Source organism: Leptospira paudalimensis (genome assembly GCF_026151345.1).
Classification (GTDB): Bacteria; Spirochaetota; Leptospiria; order Leptospirales; family Leptospiraceae; genus Leptospira_A; species Leptospira_A paudalimensis.
In genome coordinates this window covers 1,567,228-1,593,681 of record NZ_JAMQPR010000001.1, presented here as the reverse complement: position 1 = coordinate 1,593,681, position 26,454 = coordinate 1,567,228, and the positions used below count along the sequence as shown (strand labels likewise).

The window sequence follows — 26,454 nt, the reverse complement described above, 5'->3', positions numbered from 1 at the left end:
CCATCCTCTAGTATACAACCATTAAGATTCTACTTCTACTATCTCCAAATTTGGTTTTCCACGTTTCTCTTGTAAGTCCACCAAAAATGCCTTCACCTTGTCTTTATGAAAAAGTAGTTTTTTCGATAATGGTTTTCCTATTTCTGAATTGATGATCCTTTGGATGGGTCTTGCTCCCATTGCCCTATCATACCCAGTTTCTGCTAAATACCTCACGGCTTTCTCTGTAATATCCAATTGGATTCCCTTCTCTTTTGCCTTGTTTTGTAAGGTTTGGAACATGCGTTTGACAACTAGTTCTACAATTGAAATGGATAAGGAATTGAATTCAATGACAGCTGTTAAACGGTTACGAAATTCAGGAGTAAATGTCCTTTCGATTGCTTTCAAAGATCGATCGTCATAACGATCCGAATCAAAACCAAGAAGAGGTTTAGAACTTTCCTGGGCACCGGTATTTGTTGTCAAAATTAGGATTACGTTTTTGAAATCTGCCTTTTTCCCTGTGCTATCTGTTAAAGTAGCATGGTCCATCACTTGTAAAAGGATGTTGTAAATATCTTCATGGGCTTTTTCAATTTCATCAAAAAGAAGCACACAGTGTGGAGTTTTCGCAATCGCATCTGTGAGTTGCCCCCCTTGGTCATAACCTACATAACCCGGAGGACTACCAATGAGTCGTGATACAGAATGTTTTTCCATATACTCACTCATATCAAAACGGAGAAATTGAATTCCCATTTTATCTGCCAGAGTTTTTGCAACTTCCGTTTTCCCAACTCCAGTAGGACCTACAAATAAAAAACTGCCAATTGGTTTTCCTTCATCCCCAAGTCCTGAACGTGAATAGTGAATGGCATCTACAATTTGATCGATGGCATGGTCTTGCCCAAAAACAATGGTTTTGATTTCGGCATCCAAAGATTCTAATTTCTTTTTATCATCAGCCTTTACTGTTTTTTCCGGGATCTTCGCGATTTTAGCAACCAAGGATTCGATTTCAAAGACACCAACAGTCTTTTTTGTTTTCTCTTTGTTTTCGTCACGTAACTTTACAAAGGCTCCTGCTTCATCCAAAAGGTCAATGGCTTTGTCTGGCAAAAAACGATCACGTAAGTGTAAGGTAGACAAATCCACACATGCTTCGATGGCTTTTTGGCTGTAATGGACACCATGAAAGGATTCATATTTTGCTTTAAGACCATTTAATATCTGTATGGCGTCTTCTCTGGAAGGTTCCACTACTTCAATTTTTTGAAACCTTCGCGATAATGCATGGTCCTTTTCAAATATAGATTTGTATTCTTTAAAAGTGGTGGTTCCTATACACTTAAGTTCACCATTGGCAAGGGCTGGTTTCATCAGATTGGAAGCATCAAGACTCCCACCAGACACTGCTCCTGCACCGACAATGGTATGGATTTCATCGATAAAAATGACCTTCTCAGGCTTTCCCACTAACTCTTGTAAAATTGCCTTTAAACGTTCTTCAAACTCTCCTCGGAATTTGGTTCCTGCCATAACCAGTCCCATATCCAAAGAATAAATTTCCAATCCTAACAAACTTTTTGGAACTTTTCCTTGTACGACTCTTTCTGCAAGGCCTTCGACAATCGATGTTTTCCCAACACCAGCTTCTCCTACAAAAATTGGGTTATTTTTCCTTCGTCTAGAAAGGATATGGATTGTCCTTTGGATTTCAGTTTCCCTTCCAATGCAAGGGTCTAAAGTTCCTGATTTTGCTTTTTCGGTCAAATTCACACAGAATTTTTCCAAAGCAGACTGTTTTGATTTACCTTCCGTTTCTTCTTCGAAGGATTCTTCATCGGACGTAAAATCGGGTTCATTTGAATCGATATCTTTTTTGAAACCATGGGAGATGTATTTGATCACATCCAATCGTTTGATATCTTGTTTTGCTAACAGATAACAAGCTTGGCTATCTTCTTCCCGAAATAGAGCAACCAAAACATTATTTCCATCCACTTCTTCCTTACCAGAATTTTGGACATGAAAGGCAGCGAATTGGATGACAAACTGAACTCCAACAGTGTATTTTGGTTGGATTTTTAAATTTGGAACAGAGATAGAAGATAAATCCTCTTCAAAGTATGCAAGTAACTCCTTCCGAAGTAAATCCAAATCACATCCCACATTTACAAGGACATCTTTTGTTTTTTCGTTAAAGGTTAGTCCATATAACAAATGTTCCAACGTTACAAATTCATGATGGTACTTTGTCGCTTCTTTCTGCGCAAGTTCTAAAGTTTTTTCTAAATCTGTTGAAAAATTCATATTTATTCCTCTTTTGCCAATTGGCATTGTAAGGGGTGACCAGCCTCATCAGCTAATTTATGTACTTCTTCTACTTTTGTGCGTGCAATGTCTAATGAATACACCCCACAAACAGCAGAACCTTCTGTATGTGCCTTCCACATAATTTGACGTGACTCTTCCATTGATTTCCGAAAAACTACTGCTAAAACATAAACAACAAACTCTTGAGGTGTATAATCATCGTTAATTAAAATCACTTTAAAACGATTTGGTTTTTTTAATTGTTTTTTCTGTTTTTCTTTTTCTAATAATTCAACATTAAAATCGGTATATGACTTTCTTTTCGTTTCAGACATTACCCCTCCCTCAGAGCTTTGATAGGTGAATGTGCATTGTATGCTTCAATATTTTCCCTTTCCATTTTGATCTCTTTTTCTAAATAGGATTCTATAGCACTTCTACCTTGTTCATTGTATATAAAATGAGAACTGAACATGGGAACTGTCTCATACCCTCTCAGGAATTTATGTTCCCCTTGTGCCCCTGCTTCTACTCTTTCCATTTTATGTTCAATTGCATAATCTATCAATTGGTAATAACAACATTCAAAATGTAAATTGGGTATGTGTTCCAATGCACCCCAATACCTTCCATATAAAAATCCATCTCGGTATAAATTCCAAGTCCCACCTACAGGATCTCCATTGGGTTTAGAAGCAAGAACAAGGAGTAATCTATGGCGGAAGGTTTCCACCATCTTTAAAAAGAACATTCGGTTTAAGTAAGCTTGTCCCCATTTTTTACTGTGAGTGTCCTTATAAAATTCATAAAAGAGATTTGCATGTTCTTCCTGAATGAGATCCCCAGTAAGTGTTTTGATTTGTAGCCCTGTTTCTGAAATTTTTTTACGTTCACTGCGAATGGACTTACGCCTCTCCTTAACCAAGGTAGATAAAAATTCTTCAAAATTAGAAAACCCTCGATTGAACCAGTGGTATTGGTGGGACAAACGAGGGTGAAACCCAGATTTCTGAGAAAGGATTTGTTCTTCGTCCTTACAAAATAAAATGTGAATCGAAGAAACTCCTTCTCGTTCTCCAAACTCTTTTAAAGCCATTAAAAGCTTTTGACCTAACGAAGCTTTTTCTCCATCCGTCAGTTCTGGGTGGAACAAAATCCGATATCCAGTCACAGGTGTAAAGGGAACAGCAACTGTGAGTTTTGGATAATAGGGAATGCCTGCCCTGTGGAATGCATTGGCCCATTGGAAATCAAAGATATATTCCCCATAGGAGTCTTTCCGCAAATAACTGGGAATGAGCCCTAAAAGTTTTGCTTCTGACCTGGCGGAAACAATGACGGGTCTCCAATCCGATTTCCCAATGTTGCCTGTTTCTTCCAAACCTGACAAAAATTCAAATTCCTGGAAGACAGAATCAGAAGGAACGAGTTTGTTCCACTCTTCCTTGTTGAATTCAAAAAAACTATGGGAAATCTCTATCTTAATTGGTTCATCCACTCAAATGTTTAGACTCTAATGGGTTTCTTCTTGTTTTAATTGTTTTTTCCGAATGTGTTCGATGAGCCGAACCAAACTTGGATTTTCTGGGTCCAGTTCGAGAGCGGAACTGAGAATATTTTCAGCTCTCAAATAATTTTTATCTGCTAAGTAGGTTTGTCCCAAATTGATCAAGTTTTTGACATGATTGGGATCACGAAGTCTTACCCTTTCCCCAAAATCAATGGCGGTTTTGATATCAGCCACTTTCCTTGCACAAAACGCTGTGATGTACATGATCTCAGTATCCATAGGTCGAAGTAAACTATAGTCTTTGGCCATTTTTTTCGCATTCCCATAGTCCTTGAGTTTTAAGTACAATTGGATGAATTTCTTTTTGATCTCAGGGATGTTTTCCTCTAAGGAATGTGCTTTTTCTAAATAGGTAACCGCTTCCTGCAGATCAGAGGAGTCACTTGCTTCTTTGGCTTTTGCTAACAATGATTGGATTTCTCTTAACTTATCTTTTTCAATTTTGTAACGTTCTTTTTCTTCGATAAAAGAAACACGTAACATCGATAAGTCGTCAGTTAAAGCACCAAATTTAGCCATTTCATCATAAATTAAATCAAGTTCCCCTTTTCCCGCTTCCACCATTTTAAGAAATAGTTTTTCATCTTCATTGATGACTCGTTTTCCATCTTCCGTATGTGATATTAATAAATCATCACGACCATCAGAACCAGCAATGAGGATATCACCTGCTTCCAATTGGAATGTTTTGATATATAAATTCCCTTGGACACCCGATGTTCCCAATTTTCGGAACATCAATTCGTTTTCGATAAAACTGGCGATTCCATCTCTGTACAATACAATCCATGGGTGTTCAGCATTGATAAAATAAAGTAATCCTGTTTCATTGTCAATCACACCTAATACGAGTGATACGAGCATGGAACCATCAAAACCTTCAAAAATTTTATGAAGTTCTAAAAATGTATTTTTGATCCATCTTTCTGGATATGTATTTCGTGCTTCACTTAAGAGTTGGGTTCTTGTGATAATCGATTCAAATACAGATCCAAGCACAAGGGCACCTCCCGCACCTTGCATTGATTTCCCCATTGCATCTGCATTTAAAAATACAGTGTAAGAACGATTGTTAAGTACGATTTGATTGGCAATATTGAGGTCACCACCAATCTCTTTTTCATATTGTTTAAATGTGAATTTTTTCTTTTGTTCTAATAAAAAATCCACACGTACATTTTGGTGTTTGGCATGATTGGTATGAAACGGTTGTAAAAGGAGGGAGGTTAAAAAATAATCCCCATCTTGTTGGTGTTTTAAAGACTGAACTTCCTTTAATGTATTTTCTAATTCCTTAGTACGTTCTTGTACTTTTTCCTCTAGTTGTTCGGCATACTGTTGCAATTTTTTACGAGCAGCTTGGATCGAACGCACCATCCGGTTAAAGGACCTCGCCATAAATCCAATGTCATCCTCCACATGCACCGTTAGGCGGTATTCTAAATTACCAGAGTTTACCTCGGTTAATCCTTCAATGATTTGTTCCACGGGACGAATGAGTGCAATGAGAAAGAACAATCGATATCCAAAAATCACAAGAACTGCAAGAGCAAGTAAACCAATGATCCAAGGCAAAGTCACTTCATGTTGGAAACTTCTGTAATCAGTGTATGGATAACCTACTTCATGAACAATTTCATTTTTTTTATCTACAATCAGATAACTTACATAAAAAGAAAATTTGGGATTCTTTGTTTCAAACTTCACTTGGCCACGATAGTTTCTTTCACCATGGTTTGGCATGGGAGAAAACATTTGGTCTAAAGTTTCGAATTTTAATTCCTCTGATCGATTAGAAGAAAGAATTTTCCTTGCCTCGGCATAAAATCCTGAGAGTGCCCCCTCTTCGTTTTTCACAAGTCCAGAAGCTTTTTCAGTAAAATTAGAAACAGGAATCTCTCGTAGTTTATTACGTGTGTATAAAATTTTACGTTTTTCAGATTCAATCTCTGAAATTAACTCTTTTGGAGAAGTGATTCGATCTTCTTTTAACAATCGTTTGATTTCGTTCGAATAACCGTTACTTGTTTCTGGCAATTGGAGTAAAAGTTCATTGACCTTAGCTTTCCAATTTTCATTTTTCTCAAACGATAAGGTCATCTCCAAGGCCCAAACATTGTAAAATTCAGCCTCATATCCTTTTGGTTCTACGTTTGTTTCTTCTAATCCTTTGTGTGTGATAAAGGATCTGTTTTGGATATCATAGGAATAATGGAAACTAGGAACTTGGTCTGTTTCCAATCCAGCAATGTAATTTTTGGCTCTTGCCGTATGCACCAAATCATAATTAGATTCTGTTTGTTGGATCACAGAATAGGCAACCAATTGTAAAATTAACAAAAACGAAGCCAAAGAGATACCAATGATTCTTGATAAAATTGTTGTTTTGTCTTTTGTATTATTGATATAAACAACATTGGCAACAAACAAACCAACAACCAAAACAAGGTCAGTAATCGTTTGGTATAAACCCCTTCCAATTGCACCATCTCTTGACAATACATTCAAAAAACCAGGTATCATTGTGATGAGGACAAAGGAGATCAGAATGCTAATCAAAGTGAACTTTGATTCTTTTGGCATCTTGAATAATTGCAGGATGGCAACAATCGTAAAGGAAACAAAAAAGACTAAAACGATGACAGCATACGCTTTATAAAAAATAGGAACAGGAAAATCCCAATAGTGGCCACTGAAAAAAAACAATCTCCCAGCAGACAAACTGATGTAGACAAAAAATGCAGTCACAAGAACGACCACACTGCTTAAGATCCAAAAAATAGATTTTTTAAGTCTCGGGAAATAAATTTCAGGGTAACTTAAGAAAAATCCAGTGAGATAAACGGAACCCGCCATCGCACCAATGATGACAAACCATCGCATATACGCTGAGGCCGGTCCCATAAAGGAAAAGTTAATCAAATACCCAAAGTGAAATAAACCCAACCAAAGTGTGCCCATTCCTAAGTTGTAAGTGGCTTCCGATTTCTCTTTCACCGTTAGAAATAATTGTGCATTGTAAAAAGTAAAAATCACTCCGACGAGAGAGCCGAAAGTATAAAAATCAAACGCTATGTTTCCCCAAGAATCCATGGATGAAAACCCTAACATAAATCCAAATCATGTCAACTTCGTATTTGATTTCCCAAACATTTGGTAAAGGAAGTATAAAAAAATTACCAAAAGGATACCAAGAATGGTTCGATTGTAGAATGACAGTATAACAATGATTTGGTTCCAATTCGAACCAAGGAAACTTCCGCCAAATAAAAGTAATCCACACCATAATGAAACGGCAATGGAATAAAGGATTACAAATTTAATGATGTTCATTTTGGACATTCCAGCGACGATCGAAACAAAAAATCGAATCCCTGCCGAGAACCTTGAAAGTAAAACCACTACATTTTCGTACTTTCGAAACCATACTAAAGTCTTATGCAAACTTTCCTCATGGTATAGATTGGATAAAACAGGGATCCTTGTTCGTTTCAGAAATTTCAAAAACGATTCCCCAAAATAATACATGACGAGGCCCCCAAACAGATTCCCTAAAAAGGTAGCGATGACAACAGATCCAAAGGAAACGGGAGAGTTGGGTGTAGAGGATATAAAACCCGAAAAGACTGTGATTGTATCACCTGGCCAAGGTGGGAAAATATTCTCCAGAAAGTTCGAAAAACAGAAAAAACCCCATAGGAAAAGCGGTGGTAATTCGAGAATTTCTTTCATTATGGCTTCGAATGGGATGGATTCTAACACAAGAAGAAGGATAAACCTTTCTTGGGATAGGCAACAAAGATTTTAAAAAATGAATGGAAGGAATCAATACTAGGACATTTGCTTTCCCTAATGCTTCGAATTTTTCTCTTCTCACTCCTTGTGTTTTGGCAATGTACCCCAAACAAACAAATGGAAACCTACCGGTTTGACCAAATCATCGTGACAAAATTCCCTACGAACCCACCACCCGCTTTCCCACAGTCTTTTTTTCCTGAAAAATCTACCTACCTTCAATCGAGTGAATTCAAAACAAGTCACATCCATACGAAAGAAGCATTTTTACTTTTGGAAACTCCCGAGTCATGGGAGGAAATCCAAAAACGCATCGATTACAGAGTGAACCAAGGGGATTGGAAACTCATTGAAAAAAATGTAAACGAAACAGAAGTATCCTATCTTTTGGAAGGGTTTATTAAAAAATCATTATCGATTTATCTGACTAAAAATGAAACTAACAACCAAATTCGTTTTTACTTTAAAAAACACTCTACTTATTAATCATGAATTGGATCAAAAATAAAAACGAAACCATCGTCTACATTCTGTTAGCAGGAATTTTTCTCGCTACATGTTTTACTTTGTTTTTTGTATTCAAACCATTTTTATGGTCCAGTTTTTTAGCCCTATTGTTTTATTTAACCACACGAAAACTTCACAAACGATTAAAAAATGTGTTGGGTGTTAAATTTCATGGCCTTTCTCCCTATATCATGGTCATCCTTATGCTCGCTTGTGTGTTTATTCCTTCTTATTTAATTGTATCTACTCTGATTCGAGAATCTTTAAATTTAGTTAGTTATGTAAGAAACCAACTCACAGAAGAATCAATTGTATCTCTTTTACTGAATAGTCCGATGTTGACTGACTTTTTCACAGAGAATGAATTTTTTTGGATCAAACTACCAATTCTTTACCGGGAATATGTGGGTCAACACATGGATATTCTCAACTTAGATTCTATTTATAGTTTATTAAAAAATTCTTCTGGTTTTTTACTTGGGTCTTTTGAAGTTCCAGGTGCAATCATCTTCAATGGATTTTTTACATTCATCTTACTCTTCTTTCTCTACAAAGAAGGGAGCAGAATGGAACATGGATTGTTTTTACTTTTACCATTCCCCACAGAAATTGAAGAAAGGCTAGGACGTAGGATCGAAGAAGCGATCCGAACTGTAATGATGGGAAATTTATTCATCTCACTCTTACAAGGTGCTTTGATTTACGTTCTTTTACTTTTTACATCTGTATCGAACAAGTTTTTACTCTCAAGTATCGCAACTATATTTTCTCTCATACCTGTTGTTGGTACATCTGTCGTATGGTTTCCGATTGGACTTTATATTGGACTTGTCCAAGAAAATTGGACAGGTAGTGTACTTTTCATGATAGCAGGTGGGGCAAGTTATCTCATTCTAGAAAATTTTGTAAAACCAAAACTCCTTGATAAAAAACTCAAAACGCACCCATTTTTAATTTTCTTATCCCTCATTGGCGGATTACAAGAGTTTGGTGTTGCCGGAATTATCATTGGGCCTATGGCGTTAACACTCGTGATCATCTTATGGGATTTTTGGAAAATTTTTCGAGAAACTCGATTCCAAACAACGTAAATGGAAACAGCTGATTCTTCCCTTTCTGTCAGTGAAGTCAATCGCCGTATCAAGGCGAAATTACAAGACTCTCCCGAATTTAAAAACTTTTGGATTCGCGGAGAAATTTCCAATTTCAGCCAGACCAATAGTTCTGGTCACATGTATTTTTCCTTAAAAGATACAACAAGTGTAATCAAATGTGCTTTTTTTTCCTTCCAAGCCAAAAACTATAAAGGAACTCCACTACGAAATGGAATGGAAATCCTTGTGTATGGTTCTGTTTCTGTTTATGAACCAGGTGGTTATTATAGCATCACTGTCCAAAAACTTGAGGAACTTGGGGAAGGAGATATCCTTCTTAAAATTGAAAAATTAAAAAAGTCATTAGCAGAAAAAGGGATCTTTGATGTTTCCCACAAACGGCCGTTACCTAAATTTCCAAAACGATTGGGTATTGTTACTTCACCTAAGGGTGCTGCTGTCGAAGATATCATTCGCATTGCCACTGACCTCAATCCTTCGATTCAAATTTTAGTATCACCATGCCTTGTCCAAGGAGACGGTGCCGAAAACTCAATCATTGAAGCCATTAAGGAAATTAATGATCCAAAATGGGAAGTAGATGTGATCATCGCAGGACGTGGTGGCGGATCTTTTGAGGACTTAATGGCATTCAACCAAGAAGCGGTAGTGATGGCGTATTATCAATCGAGGATTCCCATTATATCTGCCGTAGGACATGAAATTGATCGTGTCCTTACAGATTTAGCAGCGGATGCCACAACTCCCACACCCACTGCCGCAGCAAAATTAGCGATCCCTAATGTATCGGATACTCTCATCCGTTTGGATGAAATGGAAGACCGATTGCGCTCTGCTCTAACAGGTGTGATACGAATTGGAAAGGAAAAGTGGTTAGGTGTAACAAGTAGAGTGGTTTTTCAAAATCCAAAAGCAGTATTAGAGCCTAGGCAAAACCATTTGGATGAATTATTAACTAAAATTTCCCTTCTAGGAAAAAACTACCTTGTCAAAAAGCAGAGTGAATTTCAAAAATTTGATTCTTTCCAACAAACTTGGAATTCGTATTTGGAAAGAGTCCAAACAAAATACAAACTCGCAGAACAAAGATTAGACCACTTTTCTCCTTTAGGAACACTCAAAAGAGGATATTCAGTCCTCCGCAATACAAACAAACAAGTGATCTCTTCCATTACACAAATTAAAGAAAAAGAATCATTGGAAGTTTTTTTATTCGATGGAAAACTCCATGTAGAAGTAAAAGAAATCAAATAGGACCAAACGATGGTAGATAAAAAAACAATCAGTTTTGAAGAAGCAATCCGTGAATTGGAAGACATTGCGGAAAAATTAGAACGGGGAACTTTGTCTTTAGAAGATTCGATCAAGGCTTACGAACGAGGAATGGAACTAAAAAAAATCTGTTCCGAACGTTTGGTAGATGCAGAAGCTAAAATTGAATTTTTAACCAAAGCTCCTAGTGGTGAAGTTGTGAAATCAACTGTGAAAAAAAAGAAGGATGAAACAACTTCTAATAAAGCGGAAGAAGATTTATTTTAAAGAATGAATTTCCAGACCATTTTTATTTTAGCTTACCTCCTTGTCACGATCGGGATTGGAGTGTATGCGGCAAAAAAAGTAAAAAATTCTAAAGACTTTATCCTTGCAGGTAGAAGTTTACCCTTACCCATTTCAACAGCAGCTTTATTTGCCACTTGGTTTGGTAGTGAAACCATCCTCGGTTCCTCTGTCGAATTTGCGAAAGGTGGATTTTTATCTGTCATCCAAGATCCGTTTGGTGGTGCCCTTTGTTTATTTTTACTTGGTTTGGTATTTGCAAAATACTTATACCGAATGCAAATCCTTACCTTTGGTGATTTTTATAAAAACCGTTATGGTAAAAAAATGGAGTTCATTGCAGGCATTTGTCTGATCTTTTCCTATTTTGGGTGGGTTGCTGCACAATTTGTTGCACTCGGAATCATGGTGCAAATTTTATTTGGGATCAACCAGTTTACAGCAATTGTCATTGGAGCATGTCTCGTTGTTTTTTATACTTACTTAGGTGGGATGTGGTCTGTTTCCTTAACCGATTTTTTCCAATCCATTTCGATCATCATTGGACTCGTAGTCGTGATCATCGAATTGAATGGAATAAAACCTATTTGGTCATCCATCTCAGAAAAACCAGATGGTTTTTTTCGATTTTTCCCTGAATCCAATTACCACGCTTGGACTTTGTACCTATCGGCTTGGATGGTTGTTGGATTTGGTTCGTTACCCCAACAAGATATTTTCCAAAGAGTAATGTCTGCGAAATCCGAAAAGGTTGCCATTCGGGCGTCTTATTTATCTTCCGTATTGTACTTGTTATTTGCTCTTATCCCTCTTTTTTTAGGGCTCCATGCAAAAAGTCTAATCCCAGATTTTGATTTAAATTCAGAAACAGGGCAACTTCTAATCCCAACGATGATTTCTAAATTTTCCAGTCCCTGGATTCAAGTTTTATTTTTTTCAGCACTCATTTCTGCCATTTTATCAACTGCATCGGGAGCCATCCTTGCTCCTTCTTCTATATTATCTGAGAATATTCTAAAATATGCATTCAGCAACATGAATGATAAAAAGCTACTTTTACTCTCACGGGTATCGGTACTAATTATTGCAGGGATTTCTTTTTTACTCGCAGTGGGAAAACCTTCAATTTATGCACTCGTCGAAGATTCGGGGGGTATATCCCTTGTTACCCTATTCATTCCCATGGTGTTTGGCTTATTAAGTAAAAGAGCAGATGAACGTTCTGCTCTTTTTTCTTTGTTTGTTGGTATCGTTACTTGGCTTATTTTAGAAGTATATGGGGACGATATGACAAGCCATTTTTATGGTACAATCGCAAGTCTCATCGCCATACTTATTGGGATTTATTGTTTCCCTAAAAAAGTGAAATCTCAAGTAACCACGTAAACACTTGTTTCATATCGATTCCCAATGCTTTTGCTTGTTGTGGGATAAGGCTTGTGCCAGTCATTCCAGGTAAGGTATTTGTTTCCAAAACATAGGGAATACCGTCCGAGATGATAAAATCAGTTCTGGAATAACCCTTACATCCTAAGATAACATGGCATTTTAAACTGTATTCTTGTAGTGTTTTCGTAATTTCATCACCCACGGGTGCAGGAGTGATTTCTTCACTTGCTCCTTTCGTGTATTTTGCTTCAAAATCAAAAAATTCCGACTTGGGTCTGATTTCTGTTGGAACAAGCGAAAACGCATTTCGTTTTTTCCCTTCAGGTTTTTCTAAAACACCAATTGATACTTCTGTTCCTGAAACCAATTTTTGAACGAGGACTCGATCTTCGGATACAAATATTTTATCCACGAGTGTAATCGCTTCTTCAGGCGTTTTTGCCATTCCAGTATTCACACTTGATCCACCTAACGTAGGCTTAATGAATACTGGATAAGGAAAGGGTAAGTTTAAGAGAACTTTTCTCGCATCAGATTGAACTCGGTCCAATTCCAAAAATGGTGCCACAGGGATTCCGATGGATTGGAAGAGTAAATTTGCTCTAAATTTATCCATTGCAAGGGCTGAAGCCAGAACACCAGACCCTGTGTGTGCAATGCCCATCGTATCCAAAAAACCTTGGATCCTACCATCTTCCCCTGCCCCTCCGTGTAACCCAAGGAAGGCGGAAGTAAATCCATATTTCCCTAATTGACTCGGATCACTTGAAGATTCAATTTGATTGGTTTGGTTAAATTCTCGTGAAAATTCTGTTTCGGATTTTCCAGTCGGATCAGGGTAAATTGTTTCTGTTATGGTAGGGATCCAAAATTTTCCGCTTGTATCAATGTAAATGGGGCATACGTCGTATTTTTCCCTATCAATTGTAGCAAATATAAAAGCTGAGGAACGGATGGATATGATATGTTCTCCAGAGACCCCTCCGAAAAGTAATGCGATTTTTAATTTTGGCATGAAATCACTTGATTCCTTTACATGAAAGTGAACGATATTGAAATTACGTGGATTCCCGCTTTAAAATTCAATTCGGATTTGTTTTTTCTCTTTGCTTTCTAACTTCTTCCTTATTTGCAAAAATTCCAAATTCCTTTACAGAAGATATCAAATCAGACTATTCTCAATTTTGGTTTTTATATGAGAGCGAAACTAGAGGCAGACAGAACTTCTTTGCCATTCGTCCTTTTTATATGTCTTTTTCTGACAAAACTTACGCCTTTCGATTTCATAGTTACCTCTCCCCAATCTATTACAAAGAAGAAACCAATTATTGGTACACGTGGTCTTCCTTATTTTTCTTCAGTGGCACTGGTTTCAAACATGAAGAAGGTGATGAAGATGAAGATATCTTATTCACTCCACTTTTTTTATGGGGGAAAGGAGAATCACAAAGAGAAAATTATTATAGTGTATTCCCCCTTTATGGAAAAATTAGAAACAAACTCTCTTACCAAGAACTAAATTATGTTTTATTTCCATTATATTCAGAATGGAGATACAAAACATATAAGGCTAGATCCATTGGATGGCCACTTGTCATGTGGGGAGGTTCGGAAACAAGGGATGACTTTCGAATTTTTCCTTTGTATTCGAAAAAATCACATGAAGGAAAATACAAACGTTATTCGATCCTATGGCCTTTTTTCCAATGGGGGGAAGAGAGGTTAGATAAAAAGGAACCAACTTCCTATCAGATTTTTTTCCCATTCTATAACCATAAAAGTTCCGTAGACGGGAATATGAAAAGCCATGCTTTTCTTTGGTTTCCTTTGCTTAACTCACTTTTTTCGTACGGATATGACAAAAAAACGGGACAAACCAATTACACTGCACTCTTTATTTTTTTCCAATACACAACTTCAGTGAAAAAAGATACAGAGAAACTTGTGTTTTTTCCTTTTTATGGTTATTCTTATTTCGCAAACAAAGAAGCAGAGTTTATCACCCCATTTTATATTCGATTGTCCCAAAATACCTCTCATCTCAAATCAACATCTCATTTTATCTTACCATTTTATTCCCATATGAAAAATGAATACGTCCAAATAGGAAGGGAAGATTATTATTGGAAACTTTGGCCATTCTTTCGGTACCACAAAGATCCCGAAGGGAATTTTGGATGGAATACACTCGCAATCATTCCCGTTCGTTTTGAAGTGATGGAAGATGTTTGGGAACCAATTTTTTCTATCGTTGAATACAAGAGGTCATCTAATGGAGAAAAACGATTGCACCTGATTACTAGATTGTACACTCATCGTTGGACTCATGATGAAACTCATATCCATATCCCTATCCTAATGGAATTTTCAAAAACAAAATCAGGATTTTCATATGAATTTGCCTACGGTCTCTTTGGAATTGATACAAGGGAAGAAACAAATCATTACAAACTCCTTTGGTGGAAAATATGATCCAAATGTATCGTAAAACCATTGAACCTCTCTTGTATGCAATTGGTTATACAGTATTATTGTTATTCCGTGCCATTGGGCAATCACATCATTTGTATTTCAAACGCCGCGAAATCTTAGAACAAATGTTTATCGCTGGAGTTGGATCCTTATTTGTTGTGTCCATTGTATCAGTTTTTACAGGTATGATCCTTGGCATTAACACAGGACTTGGACTCCGCGATTTCGGAGCCGAAGGACAAATTGGACTTCTCCTTACAATCACATTGACAAGAGAGATGTCTCCTTTTATGACTTCCCTCATCCTTGCAGCATCCGTTGGTTCAGCTATGGCTGCCGAAATCGGAACGATGAAAGTATCCGAAGAAATTGATGCTTTAGAGGTTATGTCCATCAATCCAGTCAGATACCTTGTGATGCCTAGGATTGTTGGTTTTTCCATTATGGTTCCGGTTCTCTGTGTTTACTCATCCGCCTTAGGAATATTAGGTGGTGGTATTGTAGGACATTTCCAGTTAGGAATTGATATCATAAGTTATTTCCAAGATGTTTATTACCGAATCTCATCGGTACCTGGACTCAAAGATTTATATGTAGGTCTTTTAAAAGGGTACGTATTTGGTATTTCCATTGCTACCATTTCGTGTAGCCAAGGCCTTCGTACGGAAGGTGGAGCCATTGGAGTCGGCCAAACAACGAGGAAAGCCGTGGTCACTTCCTTTCTCATGGTCATTTTTTCGGGCTATGTGCTCACAGCACTCTTCTATAAGTAAAGGACAGTATGGAACCATTTGCCATTGAAATGAAAAATGTTCACAAAGCCTTCGGTAAACGTAAAATCCTCCGAGGGATGAATTTACAAGTAAAACGAGGAGAAACAATGGTCATCCTTGGACCTTCCGGAACAGGAAAATCTGTGAGTCTCAAACACATCACAGGTTTACTTGACCCAGATGAAGGAGATTGTTTTATTTATGGAGAATCCATTGTCCATGCCAATGAAAAAAAACGAGAAGAGTTACGTTCTAAGTTAGGTGTTCTTTTCCAATCGGGGGCTCTTATCAATTGGCTTACCGTGTATGAAAATGTAGCACTTCCCTTACGAGAACATAAAATTGCAGATGGAGTTGAACTCGATCGGATTGTGATGGAAAAATTACAATGGTTGGATTTGGTTCCGGCAAAGGATACCTTACCTAGTAATATTTCAGGTGGGATGAAAAAACGTGTGGGACTTGCACGTGCTCTCACATCCCAACCAAAAATCGTCATGTATGACGAACCAACCTCTGGCCTTGACCCAGTGATGTCCAATGTCATCAACGACCTTGTCATTCGTTTACAAAAAGAATTAGGGCTCACATCCATTGTGGTGACCCATGATATGAATTCAGCGTATCGAATTGCAGATCGGATTAGTTTTTTATATGAAGGAAAAGTCCAATTTTGTGGAACTCCTGAAGAGATCCAAGCGTCCAAAGATCCAGTGATCCAACAATTCATTCATGGAAATACAGTAGGTCCGATGATACTCGACCACTCAGAATTAAAAAAAGGAAAATCCAATTGACTTTGTTCACACAACTAGGAGAAATTTAGGGAATGCCTACCATAGGTCGTGCTCTCATTGTTGGTCTTTTATTCATCTTTTCACTCGTAGCCGTTGGTTATTTTACGATTGTCACAGAAGGTGGGCCGTTCCAAAAGTCGGGTTACCAACTCCCTGTGTATTTCCCAGACGCCGAAGGGATTAAAATTGGAAACAAGGTCACCATCCATGGAGTTCCTTTTGGGTATGTATCCAAAATCCGTTTGGTACAAATTGATGAAATGGGAACTTTATTACCAGAAGGGGAAACTGGGATAGGAACGAAGGTAGAACTCACCTTACTCCTCAAAGGTAAGGTCCAACTTTTTTCCAATTACGAAATCACGATCAAAAACGAAAGTTTGCTCTCAGGTCGTGTGGTTGCCCTTGACCCAGGATCCAAATTCCCTGTGGATCCCAAAACAAAAGAATACATGATGGCAGAAGAACCAATTAGTAAAATTGAAATTTCTCCTAAATCGGGGAAACTCCTTCCCATCCAAGGGAAGGTCACCCAAGACCCACTTGTGTCCCTCTCAGAACTCATCGCAGAAAACAGATCTGATATCCGTAAAACAGTGCAAAATATCGCAAATATCACAGGGAAAATCAATGAAGGCCAAGGAACTTTGGGAAAACTCATCAATGAAAGTGATGTTCACAAATCTGTAAACACAACCTTGGGAGATGCCCAAGTGGTTCTCAAGGAACTGAGAGAAGGTTTGGAAGATACTAGGGAACAAGCTCCCGTCACAAGTTTCATTCGCTCTGCCCTGAGTGCTTTTTAAGGACTAACACGGAGAATACGGCCTCATTTGTAGCGAAAATTAGGCAAATCTCCCCGTTTTCCCGTCCGTCACAATTCCACCACACTGTTGTAAAAAAGAGACATTTTTTTGGATTCGGGTTTCGGTTTTGGTATTGTCCGAGGTCGGATTCCTACAATTTTGTATGTAGGAACTGATTATGCAAACGGCAATCCACAGAAAAACGATCCAAAATTCGATAACACTCAAAGGAATTGGCGTCCATTCTGGAAAAGTGGTGACCCTTCGCCTCCATCCTGCTGAGGCAAATACCGGACTTATCTTTTATCTCTATAGAGGCACCCAAAAAATCAGAATCCCAGTTTCTCTCGACCATGTGGTAGACACAAGTAACGCAACTACCATTGGTGATGGTAGTTCCAATCGGGTCCAAACGATCGAACACTTACTTGCAGCAGTTCACACGTTAGGCATTACCGATTGTATCTTTGAAATTGATTCCGTTGAGGTTCCAATTATGGATGGATCCTCCCTTCCATTTTGGGAAGGCATTCGTTCTGCAGGGATTCGTGTCCTAGACGAAACCGTGGAACCCATTACCATCACAAACCCCATTTGGGTCGTTGACGGGGACAAATACCTCGTGATGCTCCCTTCTGATGAATTAAAAGTCACTTATAGTATCGATTTTAACCACCCTCTCCTCAGAGGACAATCCTACACCACCACACTTGACGAATCCATTTTAGGAACAGACATCCTTCCTGCGAGAACATTTGGGTTTTTAAAAGATGTGGAAGCCCTCCAAGCGAGAGGACTTGCTATGGGAGGATCCCTGGACAATGCAGTGGTTCTCACCGATGATGGTTACCTCAACGACCATTTACGTTATGATAATGAATGTGTTCGCCATAAAATCCTAGACCTAGTGGGAGATTTAGCAGTGATGGGTCGTCCTTTCCGAGGTCACCTCATTGCATCCAAAGCAGGGCACGCTCTCGACATTTCCCTTGCTAAATGCATCATGAGCCAAGTCACTGGAAACGAACTCACACAATACAAAAGCAAACGGATTCCTCTTTTCTCTAAAAAAGAAGCCGCGCGGTAGATCGGATCTTTTTTTACTTTCCAAACTAGCCCAAACCAAAAGTATTTTTGGCATAGGTTCGGATGGAAGAAAAAACCACATTTAAAGGCATCTCTGCCTACCCTGGCACGGTCTACGGAAAGGCATTTCGTTGGAAACAATCCAAACGGAAACGGGAAGATCGTACCGACTTAAGCCCTGATGAAATCAAAGAAGAAGTTGAACTTTTAAAAAAAGGACTCCAAAAGACGGAAGATGACCTTGCCGACCTAGTTCAAAAATCAAAACAGAATGTCGAACTTTCAGAAATTTTAGAATCCCAAATTGTCTTTTTAAACGACCCACTCTTTCGGGCTCGTGTATTTGAACGAATTGCACAAAACAATGAGTCGGCGGGACTTGCACTGGAAACGGCAGTGAGTTCTTTGTACGATGAATTCCAATCCATACCTGACGAATTTTTCAGGGAAAGAGCTGACCACATACTCGACATCGGCAAACGAATAGAATCCAATTTGTACCCTGAAAAAGGTGCAGAACCAACTAAAATTCCCGATGATGTCATCCTCATCGCAAAAGAAATCACGCCATCCGAAATGATCCAATTAGGTAAATGCAGGTTACGTGGGATTGCCACTGACTTCGGAGGGAAAACAGGACATACAGCCATCATTGCCAGAAATTATGGAATTCCTACCATTGTTGGTCTTAAGAATATCACCTCACACGTAGAAGATGATGATTATATTTTACTCGATGCAACGAGAGGAATCCTCAATCGTTCCCCAGCCATCGACGAAATCAAACTTGCAGGGATCAAAAGCGAAATTAAAAAAACAATTCCCATACGAGAGATCAGTGACGGTCCAAAAGAACTCAAAACAAAAGATGGGAAAAAATTCACCTTACGTGCAAATATTGATTCGGAAGAAGAAGTAGATACTGCTTTTCTCCAAGGTGCCGACGGGATCGGTCTTGTTCGGACAGAAATTTTATTCATCCGTTACATCGAATTCAAACCCACAGAAGAAGAACAATTTGCCGTTTACAAACGAATATTACTGAAGATGGTGGGCCGCCCAGTGACCTTTCGTGTTTGGGATATCGGAGCTGATAAAATGGAAAATGGATATGAAGAAGAAAATCCATTTCTAGGAAATAGAGGGATTCGTTACCTCTTAAGGCACCCACATTTTTTTAAAGAACAACTTCGTGCCCTCCTTCGTGCAAGTGAATTTGGAACGATGAGGATCATGTTACCAATGATCACAACTCGTTCTGAGATTTTACAAACAAAAGTATTAATCAATGAATGTCTGGAAGAATTAAAAAATTTAGGACTTGTGATCACCAAAAAAATCCCACTGGGTATAATGGTCGAAACTCCTGCATGTGCATTAAATTTACCTTTTTTAGGAAACCATGTAGATTTTTATAGCATTGGCACTAATGATTTATTACAATACTTACTAGCAGTGGAACGTAACAACCATTTGGTGGGAGACTTATATAATCCGTGGCAGGTTGTGTTTTTACTTTTACTCAAAAACATTGTTGATGTTGCCAACTCTCAAAAAAAACCAATTAGCATTTGCGGGGAAATCGGAAGTGATCCCATGTTTACTGCTGTTCTCATTGGTTTAGGGATACGTGATTTAAGTTCGGCTCTCCCTCTCATGAAGGAAGTTGCTGAGAAAGTCACAGAAATTTCCACATGGAAAGCAAAATTACTCGCAGAACAGGTCATCTCACTAGCAGGTGAAGAAAAGTTTGAAGAAATTGAAACTTTAGTGTTAGAAACCAAAGGATAACCTCAAAAGCTAACAAACCTTAGGTTTCGATGGAAACACGTATAGGTGAAGATGAGTCCAATTTTCTCGTTTTTTCTGATTCCAATAATGGGAGGATTGATTTTTTTTTCCAAAGGTAAATTCCAAATAGAATCAGAGAAGCAAACCAAGAGACAATCACAAAGAGCCCATAAAAATGAGCCATACTGCCCCATTCTCTTTGGTAACCAGAAAGAATGCCCGCTGCATAATGACCAAAGGCTGTGCTTAAAAACCAAGTGCCCATTAGAAATGAAGCAAACTTTGTTGGAGCCATTTTACTAACAAACGATAGTCCAACAGGTGAAAGACAAAGTTCACTCAATGTATTCCAAAAATAGACAAATACTAAAAAGAAGAGGGAAACAGAGACTCCCGTTTCGGCTTTGTTTGCGGCAAATACCATCACCAAAAATCCAACCCCGAGGAAAAACAAACTGATGACAAACTTTAAGATTGGGTTTGGATTTCGATTGGTTTTGGAAAGAGAACTCCAAAGGAGAGAAACTAAAGGTCCAAAAACCAGAATCATCAAGGGATTTAATGATTGTAAGATGGAAGCAGGGATTTCAAATCCAAAAACACTTCTATCTGTATGGCGTAAGGCAAACAAATTAAGAGAAGAACCCATCTGTTCAAATGCCATCCAGAAAAAAATACTAAAAAAAGAAAGAAGTCCAATCAGTGCAATTTTTGACATCACCTCATTCTCGGAAACATTTAGTGATGTAGAACTTTCGTCCGTAAGAGTTTGACTTGTTTTTTTTGTTTTTTCCCAAATGGAATTGGGAAGGGATTTACTTCCAAAATAAAATACTAAAATACCAATTGCCATTCCAATTCCAGCTGATAAAAATCCCAAATGCCAATCTACCTTTTCACCTAAACTACCAGAAATAATTGGTCCAAGTAAACCACCTACATTGATTCCCATATAAAAGATGGTAAACCCACTGTCTCTTAAATTGGGTTTTTCTATATATAACCTTCCAAATATTGTCGAAATATTCGGTTTAAAAAATCCATTCCCTAATGCGAGTAAACATAACCCTAAATAAAAATAAGTTAATCCAGACATAGCCAAGGAAAGATGGCCGAGTAACATCAAAATACTTCCTAAATAAATGGCAAATCGGTAACTCAAATAACGATCTGTGATATACCCTCCGATAACAGGAGTTAGATAAACAAAACTAGTATAATACGCATAAATCACACCGGCATCTTTATCAGAAAAACCTAAAGCATTCACTAAATACAAAACAAGTAATGCTCGCATCCCATAATAACTAAGTCTTTCCCACATTTCTGTGAGAAATAAGCTGGTGATCCCTTTAGGATGTTCTTCTAGTTTGTTTTGGTACGACTTTTCCAAATGGTTTCCTCTTGCCCCAATGAAAAATTGACAAACCTTGCAGCAACAAATAAATAATCAGATAAACGATTGATGTAAATTCTAAGATCGTTATGAATCTCACCACCAGCCTCTATATAAACAAGTAAATCCCTTTCTAACCTACGGCATATCGTTCGAGCCATATGTAAAGCGCTGGAAAAAGGACTTCCTCCTGGCAAAATGAAAAATTTAATTTCGGGAAGGGTTTCCATCAAACGGTCAATCTCCTGTTCCAAAATACTCACATCATTTGCATTCACAACAGTTCCATCCATTGCTTCCTTTGGCACATAACCTGCGAGCTCTGAACCAATTTCAAAAAGAAAACTTTGGATGTTTTGTAAATGTTCCAAAAAAGAAGTAGGGAGAGTTTCTTTTTTACCAAGTGAAAGTGCAAGACCAATGGTGCTATTCAATTCATCACAGGTTCCATACAAATCAACTCGTCTGTCAGTTTTCGAAACTTTTTTCCCAGACGCTAAATACGTTTGCCCGCCGTCGCCAAATTTGGTGTAGATTTTCAAAATCTTAAGACCTCGCACCTTAAATTTTCTTTACAGACATAAGTTTTTTGGTATAGAATCATCTGGAAAGGAAAAATTCACGGGAGAACCAAGGGCAGGCAACCCCTTCTCTCCTCGAAGGAAAGGATTTCTGGAAACTGATTTTTTCTTTTCTCCGCCTGTAGGGAAACAAGCGGGTCATGGACACACAGGAGGGTGTGACAATGATTATCAATCACAACATCAGTGCACTCGTTGCAAAACGGGCACTCACAAACACAAGTCGTGACATGGACAAGTCCATGGAACACCTAGCAACGGGTATGCGAATTAACAGACCAGGGGATGATTCCTTGGGATTCTCCGTATCCGAAAAACTTAGATCCCAAATCCGAGCTTTAGGCCAAGCAGAACGAAATACCCAGGATGGTATGTCGTTTTTACAAGTTACGGAAGGATCTTTGGACCAAGTAAACTCTATCTTACAGAGGTTACGTGAACTTTCAGTTCAATCAGCTAACGGGATCTATTCGAATGAAGACAGGAAACTTGTCCAATTGGAAGTATCACAATTAGTCGAAGAAGTGGAAAGGATCGGAACATCTGCAGAGTTTAACAAAGTTAGGCCACTAGATGGTCGATTTTCTCGTGCTGGCAAAAACCCAATGACACTACAAGTGGGTGCAAACGGATCAGAAAAGATAGAAGTGTTTATCAATACGATGACAAGTTCTTCTTTAAAACTGAAACAAGCTGGAAACAAGTTGACACTTTCAACTCCAAATAAAGCTACCGATTCACTCCAAGTCTTGGATGATGCCATTTCTAGAGTGAATCGATTACGGTCGGACTTGGGTGCCTATTACAACCGATTGGATTTAACCTTAAAATCACTGAGTAATAACTATGTGAACATGGTTTCTTCCGAATCACAAATCAGAGATGCAGATATGGCAACGGAAATGGTAGAATACTCCAAAAACCAAATCCTAACCAAATCGGGTGTGGCCATGCTTGCCCAAGCAAATCTCAGACCAGAATCAGTAGTAAAACTCCTCACAGACAGATACTAAGGATTTTAAAGAGATGGAAATCCTCCTTGCAAACAGGGAGGATTTCTTTAAACTTTGTCCGAAACCTTCATTGAGAAGGTGAGCGAGGACAATCACTTTGAAACAAATCATTTCCGGAATCTTATCCCTATCATTACTTACCACAATTTCTTGTGGCCTTTCAGACAACACAAAACGTCTCATCCTCAGTACATCCATTGGATGTGGAGTTGGTCTTGCGTTAGGTGCAGTGTATGATGAGTCACAAAGAAAAAAAGACACTAAAAACAAAAAGAACGATTTCCAAAGACAAGTAAAAGAATCTTTGGCAATGGAAAAAAAGAAACCACAAAACAAAGGTAAAATTGTTGGTTTGGGTGCTGGATGTTTAGCAGGACTTGGAACAGGTTTTTATCTCAACACCATGTACGACAACATGGCGGAAGAAATGAAAAAACAAGGCATCACTCTTACGAAAAGTGAACGTGGTGGTGAAACTGTGGCTCTTACTGCCTCTATGGACGGAGGAATCGCATTCGAAGATGGAAAAGCTGACCTCAAAGGAAAAGGAAAGGAAAACATTGATAAGTTAGCGGAAGCACTTGCTGCTTACCCTGAAACTAAAATCAATATCACTGGTCATGCAAACCGCACTGGTGCGGAAGACCTCAACCAAAAACTTTCGACTGACCGAGCGGTGACTGCAAAAGATGCTATCATTGAAAACGGTGTTGAAGGAAAACGAATTGGAACCGTACAAGGATTAGGTTCGACTACTCCACTGAAAAATGTAGATCCAAAAGATGGTTCTAACCGACGTGTTGAAGTGGAAATTGTACCAGCAAGTTAATTACATTTAGTAACCACGAAAAAGGGAAAAATCCCATAAAAAAAGCCTACAAAGAATTCCTTTGTAGGCTTTTCCATTTTTAGAATGAACTAAAACAAATCTGTAGCTTACATTCCAAGTCCTGGAAATCCACCCATTGCTTGCATTTGTTTTGCCGCCCCAGCCTGCGCATCTTGTAATGCTTTTGTGTAGGCTTCTTGGATAGAACGTTCGAGAAGATTTTTATCCTTTTTTTCCAATAATTCATCTTCAATTTGGATCGATTTCATTTGGAATTTACCGTCCAAAGTAACGGATAGAAGTTTATTTTTAGAAATTCCCACAAAATTTAAGCCAGCAAGTTCCTTTTCCATGGTTTTCACTTGCGAACGCATTTTTTTCATCTGTTTGAGCATATCAAACTTGTTTCCACCGGCTCCACCGAACATAATCACCTCTTATCAATTCAGGATTTTTTTTATCTGAAAGAACGCAAATATAAAACATAGCTTGTCGATACTATAGAATATGATCCATCCAAATTCTCCCTACAAACGAATCTGGGATCTTTTTGTCTTTATTTGTATTACCTACTTTGCCATAGAAGTCCCACTTCGCCTTGTATTCCCTCATAAACTATCAGTAGGTGTTACCAACTTCGAGAGAGGCATCCAAGTCGTATTTGGAATCGACTTAATTCTCAATTTTTTTACTGCGATCCTGAAGGACAGGCTCCTCATCCAAAACAAAAAAATCGTAGCCAAAACGTATTTAAAATCCTGGTTCCTCATCGATTTTTTATCTGCCTTTCCCTTCGATTTATTCGGTGGATTTTTTTTCCAATACTTCGGAGTGACAGACAGTTTAAAAATTTTACGATTGTTACGATCTGTTAGAGTCTTTGAACTTTTTAAATCCTTACGGATGTTAGCGCTTGGTGCTGAGTCGGAAGATCGATTTAAATTATTGGATGTGATCAATCCAATGACCTTTCGATTGATTTTTTTTGTGTATTGGACTTCCCTTTTTGCTCACTGGGTCGCATGTGGTTGGATCCATTTGAGTCCTGAGTTTTTACCAGACAAAGATATGACAACACGTTATATCCGTTCTTTGTACTGGTCAGTCACAACTCTTACAACCATTGGTTATGGGGATATCACTCCCACTACAAACCGACAAACGATTTATACGATGGGTGTGATGATTTTAGGTGTTGGTATTTATGGTTATGTGATTGGTAACATTGCTACTTTATTATCGAATCTGGATATTTCTCGCGTTACGTTCCAAGAAAAATTAAATACAATTAATTCCTTCATTAAATACAAAAAATTACCTCCACACTTAGCAAATAGGATCAGATCCTACTACATCAATCTTTGGGAAAACAAACACGGAATTGATGAAAAAGAAATTTGGGACCAACTTCCATCGGGAATCAAAATTGATGTATCGATGTTTTTACACAACCATCTGATTTCCGTAGTTCCATTTTTTAAACATGCGCCAGAAGAATTAAAACGAGAAGTTGTTCTCGAATTAAAACCTGCTTATTATATGAAGGGAGATGTGATTTTCCGCGAAGGTGATGTCCCTCATAATATGTATTTTTTGTCAAAGGGCCATGTAGAAGTGATCAAAGAAAAATCGGGAGAACTACTCGCGACTTTAAATTCTGGATCTTTTTTTGGTGAGATGAGTTTGATTGATGATTCTTTGCGGACAGCTACTATCAAAGCGGGATCTTATTGTGATGTTTATACACTCAGTCGAGATGCCTTTACTGAGATCTTAAAACACCATCCTAGTTTTGCAGGACATATCCAAGAAATCGCAGCTGAACGAAAAAAACACCAAACAAGTTTCGAACCTAAAGATTAAACTTTGTTTGTTACAATCGAATTTGGGAAATCGAATTTTCTGGATCAACAAGGGCAATGGTTTCGTCTGCCAATCGATCAAATGCATACCAAGCATTTGTGTCTTTCTTTAAGGATTCTTGTTTTTCCGTTTTTGCCTTTATGGATTCAGATTTTGGAATCTCTCCTAAAGTAGGAATTTCTTCGATCGCTTTTAATTTTTCCAATAGTTCTCGATGTTTTTTGGAAGGACCAAACCAAGAAGGCACAAAGGCAATTTTTTTCTTTTGACTAAAAACAGTTTCGGTTTGTGTAATTTCATCTAACAAAAGATTGACGGCCCTAATGGTCCATTTACTGGGTGTCACAGGAATCAAAATAAGTTCCGAATTATAGATCGCAGTTGTGAGCTCATGTTTTGCCGAACCTGGAGTATCAATCACAACAAATTGGTAATTTTTACGTACTTCTTCTAATGAACGTTTGAACTGAAGGCACAAACTTGTGGAATCAGGATTGTATTTTGTGAGTTTTGCCAAACTCAGTGTAGATGGTAACACATCAAAGTGTTTTGTTTTGCGGATACAGTCAGAAATTTTTTTCATTCCGAGAAGCACACTCATGACATTGGATTCATCTAATGCAGATAAATCCAAATCAGGCAAAGAAAAATCAGTTAAATCCCCCTGCATATCCATATCAACAATGAGAGTTTTCCCTCTTCTTGCTAAAGCACAAGCCAAGTGGGCTGCTGTTGTGGATTTACCACTTCCCCCTTTGATATTGGAAACTGAAATCACCTTCATGGGGCTAAGATCCTCTAGAATTCATCCATTGA

24 protein-coding genes are annotated in these 26,454 nt (G+C 38.1%); 14 read left to right on the top strand and 10 right to left on the bottom strand.

The window, feature by feature from the left end:
- Nucleotides 1–21: 21 nt before the first annotated feature.
- Genes clpA through ND855_RS07410 form a run of 5 tightly spaced genes read right to left on the bottom strand, consistent with a single transcriptional unit; the run spans nucleotide 22 to nucleotide 7,600 of the window.
- Entirely contained in the window at nucleotides 22–2,295 is a 2,274-nt protein-coding gene (gene clpA / locus ND855_RS07430) for an ATP-dependent Clp protease ATP-binding subunit ClpA (RefSeq protein WP_265357816.1), read from the bottom strand.
- 2 nt (nucleotides 2,296–2,297) lie between these two features.
- Nucleotides 2,298–2,633: an ATP-dependent Clp protease adapter ClpS gene (gene clpS, locus ND855_RS07425; protein ID WP_100728033.1), complete on the bottom strand. Its 336-nt coding sequence runs from the start codon at nucleotides 2,631–2,633 to the stop codon at nucleotides 2,298–2,300.
- Nucleotides 2,633–3,796 carry a GNAT family N-acetyltransferase gene (locus ND855_RS07420; RefSeq protein ID WP_265357815.1) on the bottom strand — a complete coding sequence of 388 codons (1,164 nt, stop codon included), beginning with the start codon at nucleotides 3,794–3,796 and terminating at the stop codon, nucleotides 2,633–2,635. The genes clpS and ND855_RS07420 overlap by 1 nt, the downstream gene beginning before the upstream one ends.
- A 15-nt stretch (nucleotides 3,797–3,811) precedes the next feature.
- On the bottom strand, nucleotides 3,812–6,961 hold the full coding sequence (locus tag ND855_RS07415; RefSeq protein ID WP_265357814.1) for a SpoIIE family protein phosphatase: 3,150 nt from the start codon (nucleotides 6,959–6,961) through the stop codon (nucleotides 3,812–3,814).
- 27 nt (nucleotides 6,962–6,988) lie between these two features.
- The gene (locus ND855_RS07410) at nucleotides 6,989–7,600 is read right to left on the bottom strand and encodes a DedA family protein (RefSeq protein WP_265357813.1); all 612 of its coding nucleotides are present in this window, start codon (nucleotides 7,598–7,600) and stop codon (nucleotides 6,989–6,991) included.
- Nucleotides 7,601–7,720: 120 nt separating this feature from the next.
- On the opposite strand from ND855_RS07410, the gene ND855_RS07405 reads away from it, so the two are divergent.
- The 5 genes from ND855_RS07405 to ND855_RS07385 are packed head-to-tail and all read left to right on the top strand — an operon-like array spanning nucleotide 7,721 to nucleotide 12,228.
- Nucleotides 7,721–8,149 (top strand): hypothetical protein, encoded by a 429-nt coding sequence (locus ND855_RS07405; protein WP_265357812.1) that lies wholly within the window; start codon nucleotides 7,721–7,723, stop codon nucleotides 8,147–8,149.
- Between the two features lie 2 nt (nucleotides 8,150–8,151).
- Complete coding sequence (locus ND855_RS07400; protein WP_265357811.1) at nucleotides 8,152–9,261, top strand: AI-2E family transporter; 1,110 nt, start codon at nucleotides 8,152–8,154, stop codon at nucleotides 9,259–9,261.
- Complete coding sequence (gene xseA / locus ND855_RS07395; RefSeq protein WP_265357810.1) at nucleotides 9,262–10,539, top strand: exodeoxyribonuclease VII large subunit; 1,278 nt, start codon at nucleotides 9,262–9,264, stop codon at nucleotides 10,537–10,539.
- Nucleotides 10,540–10,548: 9 nt separating this feature from the next.
- The gene (locus tag ND855_RS07390; protein WP_265357809.1) at nucleotides 10,549–10,824 is read left to right on the top strand and encodes an exodeoxyribonuclease VII small subunit; all 276 of its coding nucleotides are present in this window, start codon (nucleotides 10,549–10,551) and stop codon (nucleotides 10,822–10,824) included.
- 3 nt (nucleotides 10,825–10,827) lie between these two features.
- A complete protein-coding gene (locus tag ND855_RS07385) occupies nucleotides 10,828–12,228 on the top strand; it encodes a sodium:solute symporter family protein (RefSeq protein ID WP_265357808.1) in 1,401 nt (466 codons plus the stop codon).
- Here ND855_RS07385 and ND855_RS07380 read toward each other — a convergent pair.
- Nucleotides 12,197–13,246: a D-alanine--D-alanine ligase gene (locus tag ND855_RS07380; protein ID WP_265357807.1), complete on the bottom strand. Its 1,050-nt coding sequence runs from the start codon at nucleotides 13,244–13,246 to the stop codon at nucleotides 12,197–12,199. The two genes, ND855_RS07385 and ND855_RS07380, sit on opposite strands and share 32 nt — an antisense overlap.
- A gap of 47 nt (nucleotides 13,247–13,293) precedes the next feature.
- Here ND855_RS07380 and ND855_RS07375 point away from each other — a divergent pair, with 47 nt between their 5' ends.
- The 6 genes from ND855_RS07375 (at nucleotide 13,294) to ptsP (ending at nucleotide 19,956) form a co-directional block, all read left to right on the top strand.
- Nucleotides 13,294–14,703 (top strand): hypothetical protein, encoded by a 1,410-nt coding sequence (locus tag ND855_RS07375; RefSeq protein ID WP_265357806.1) that lies wholly within the window; start codon nucleotides 13,294–13,296, stop codon nucleotides 14,701–14,703.
- Nucleotides 14,700–15,476, top strand: coding sequence for an MlaE family ABC transporter permease (locus ND855_RS07370; protein WP_100728023.1), 777 nt, complete (start codon nucleotides 14,700–14,702; stop codon nucleotides 15,474–15,476). The genes ND855_RS07375 and ND855_RS07370 overlap by 4 nt, the downstream gene beginning before the upstream one ends.
- An 8-nt stretch (nucleotides 15,477–15,484) precedes the next feature.
- Nucleotides 15,485–16,273, top strand: coding sequence for an ABC transporter ATP-binding protein (locus ND855_RS07365; protein ID WP_265357805.1), 789 nt, complete (start codon nucleotides 15,485–15,487; stop codon nucleotides 16,271–16,273).
- A gap of 32 nt (nucleotides 16,274–16,305) precedes the next feature.
- Entirely contained in the window at nucleotides 16,306–17,079 is a 774-nt protein-coding gene (gene mce / locus ND855_RS07360) for a mammalian cell entry protein Mce (protein WP_265357804.1), read from the top strand.
- Between the two features lie 178 nt (nucleotides 17,080–17,257).
- The gene (gene lpxC / locus ND855_RS07355) at nucleotides 17,258–18,166 is read left to right on the top strand and encodes a UDP-3-O-acyl-N-acetylglucosamine deacetylase (protein WP_265357803.1); all 909 of its coding nucleotides are present in this window, start codon (nucleotides 17,258–17,260) and stop codon (nucleotides 18,164–18,166) included.
- A gap of 62 nt (nucleotides 18,167–18,228) precedes the next feature.
- The gene (gene ptsP, locus ND855_RS07350) at nucleotides 18,229–19,956 is read left to right on the top strand and encodes a phosphoenolpyruvate--protein phosphotransferase (protein WP_265357802.1); all 1,728 of its coding nucleotides are present in this window, start codon (nucleotides 18,229–18,231) and stop codon (nucleotides 19,954–19,956) included.
- Between the two features lie 19 nt (nucleotides 19,957–19,975).
- Here ptsP and ND855_RS07345 read toward each other — a convergent pair whose 3' ends face one another.
- Nucleotides 19,976–21,349, bottom strand: a complete 1,374-nt coding sequence (locus ND855_RS07345; RefSeq protein WP_265357801.1) for a peptide MFS transporter — start codon at nucleotides 21,347–21,349, stop codon at nucleotides 19,976–19,978.
- The gene (locus ND855_RS07340; RefSeq protein WP_265357800.1) at nucleotides 21,322–21,894 is read right to left on the bottom strand and encodes a cob(I)yrinic acid a,c-diamide adenosyltransferase; all 573 of its coding nucleotides are present in this window, start codon (nucleotides 21,892–21,894) and stop codon (nucleotides 21,322–21,324) included. The genes ND855_RS07345 and ND855_RS07340 overlap by 28 nt, the downstream gene beginning before the upstream one ends.
- 203 nt (nucleotides 21,895–22,097) lie before the next feature.
- Between ND855_RS07340 and ND855_RS07335 the strand changes: the two genes are divergently transcribed.
- Together ND855_RS07335 and ND855_RS07330 are read left to right on the top strand one after the other, a co-directional pair.
- The gene (locus ND855_RS07335) at nucleotides 22,098–22,946 is read left to right on the top strand and encodes a flagellin N-terminal helical domain-containing protein (RefSeq protein WP_100728038.1); all 849 of its coding nucleotides are present in this window, start codon (nucleotides 22,098–22,100) and stop codon (nucleotides 22,944–22,946) included.
- Nucleotides 22,947–23,043: 97 nt separating this feature from the next.
- Nucleotides 23,044–23,775, top strand: coding sequence for an OmpA family protein (locus ND855_RS07330; RefSeq protein ID WP_265356070.1), 732 nt, complete (start codon nucleotides 23,044–23,046; stop codon nucleotides 23,773–23,775).
- Nucleotides 23,776–23,882: 107 nt separating this feature from the next.
- On the opposite strand, the gene ND855_RS07325 is transcribed toward ND855_RS07330, so the two are convergent.
- A complete protein-coding gene (locus ND855_RS07325) occupies nucleotides 23,883–24,203 on the bottom strand; it encodes a YbaB/EbfC family nucleoid-associated protein (RefSeq protein ID WP_100728017.1) in 321 nt (106 codons plus the stop codon).
- 79 nt (nucleotides 24,204–24,282) lie between these two features.
- On the opposite strand from ND855_RS07325, the gene ND855_RS07320 reads away from it, so the two are divergent.
- Nucleotides 24,283–25,638, top strand: a complete 1,356-nt coding sequence (locus tag ND855_RS07320; RefSeq protein WP_265356069.1) for a cyclic nucleotide-binding domain-containing protein — start codon at nucleotides 24,283–24,285, stop codon at nucleotides 25,636–25,638.
- 10 nt (nucleotides 25,639–25,648) lie between these two features.
- Here the strand turns inward: ND855_RS07320 and ND855_RS07315 are convergent, their stop codons facing one another.
- Nucleotides 25,649–26,422 carry a ParA family protein gene (locus tag ND855_RS07315; RefSeq protein WP_265356068.1) on the bottom strand — a complete coding sequence of 258 codons (774 nt, stop codon included), beginning with the start codon at nucleotides 26,420–26,422 and terminating at the stop codon, nucleotides 25,649–25,651.
- Nucleotides 26,423–26,454 lie beyond the last annotated feature (32 nt).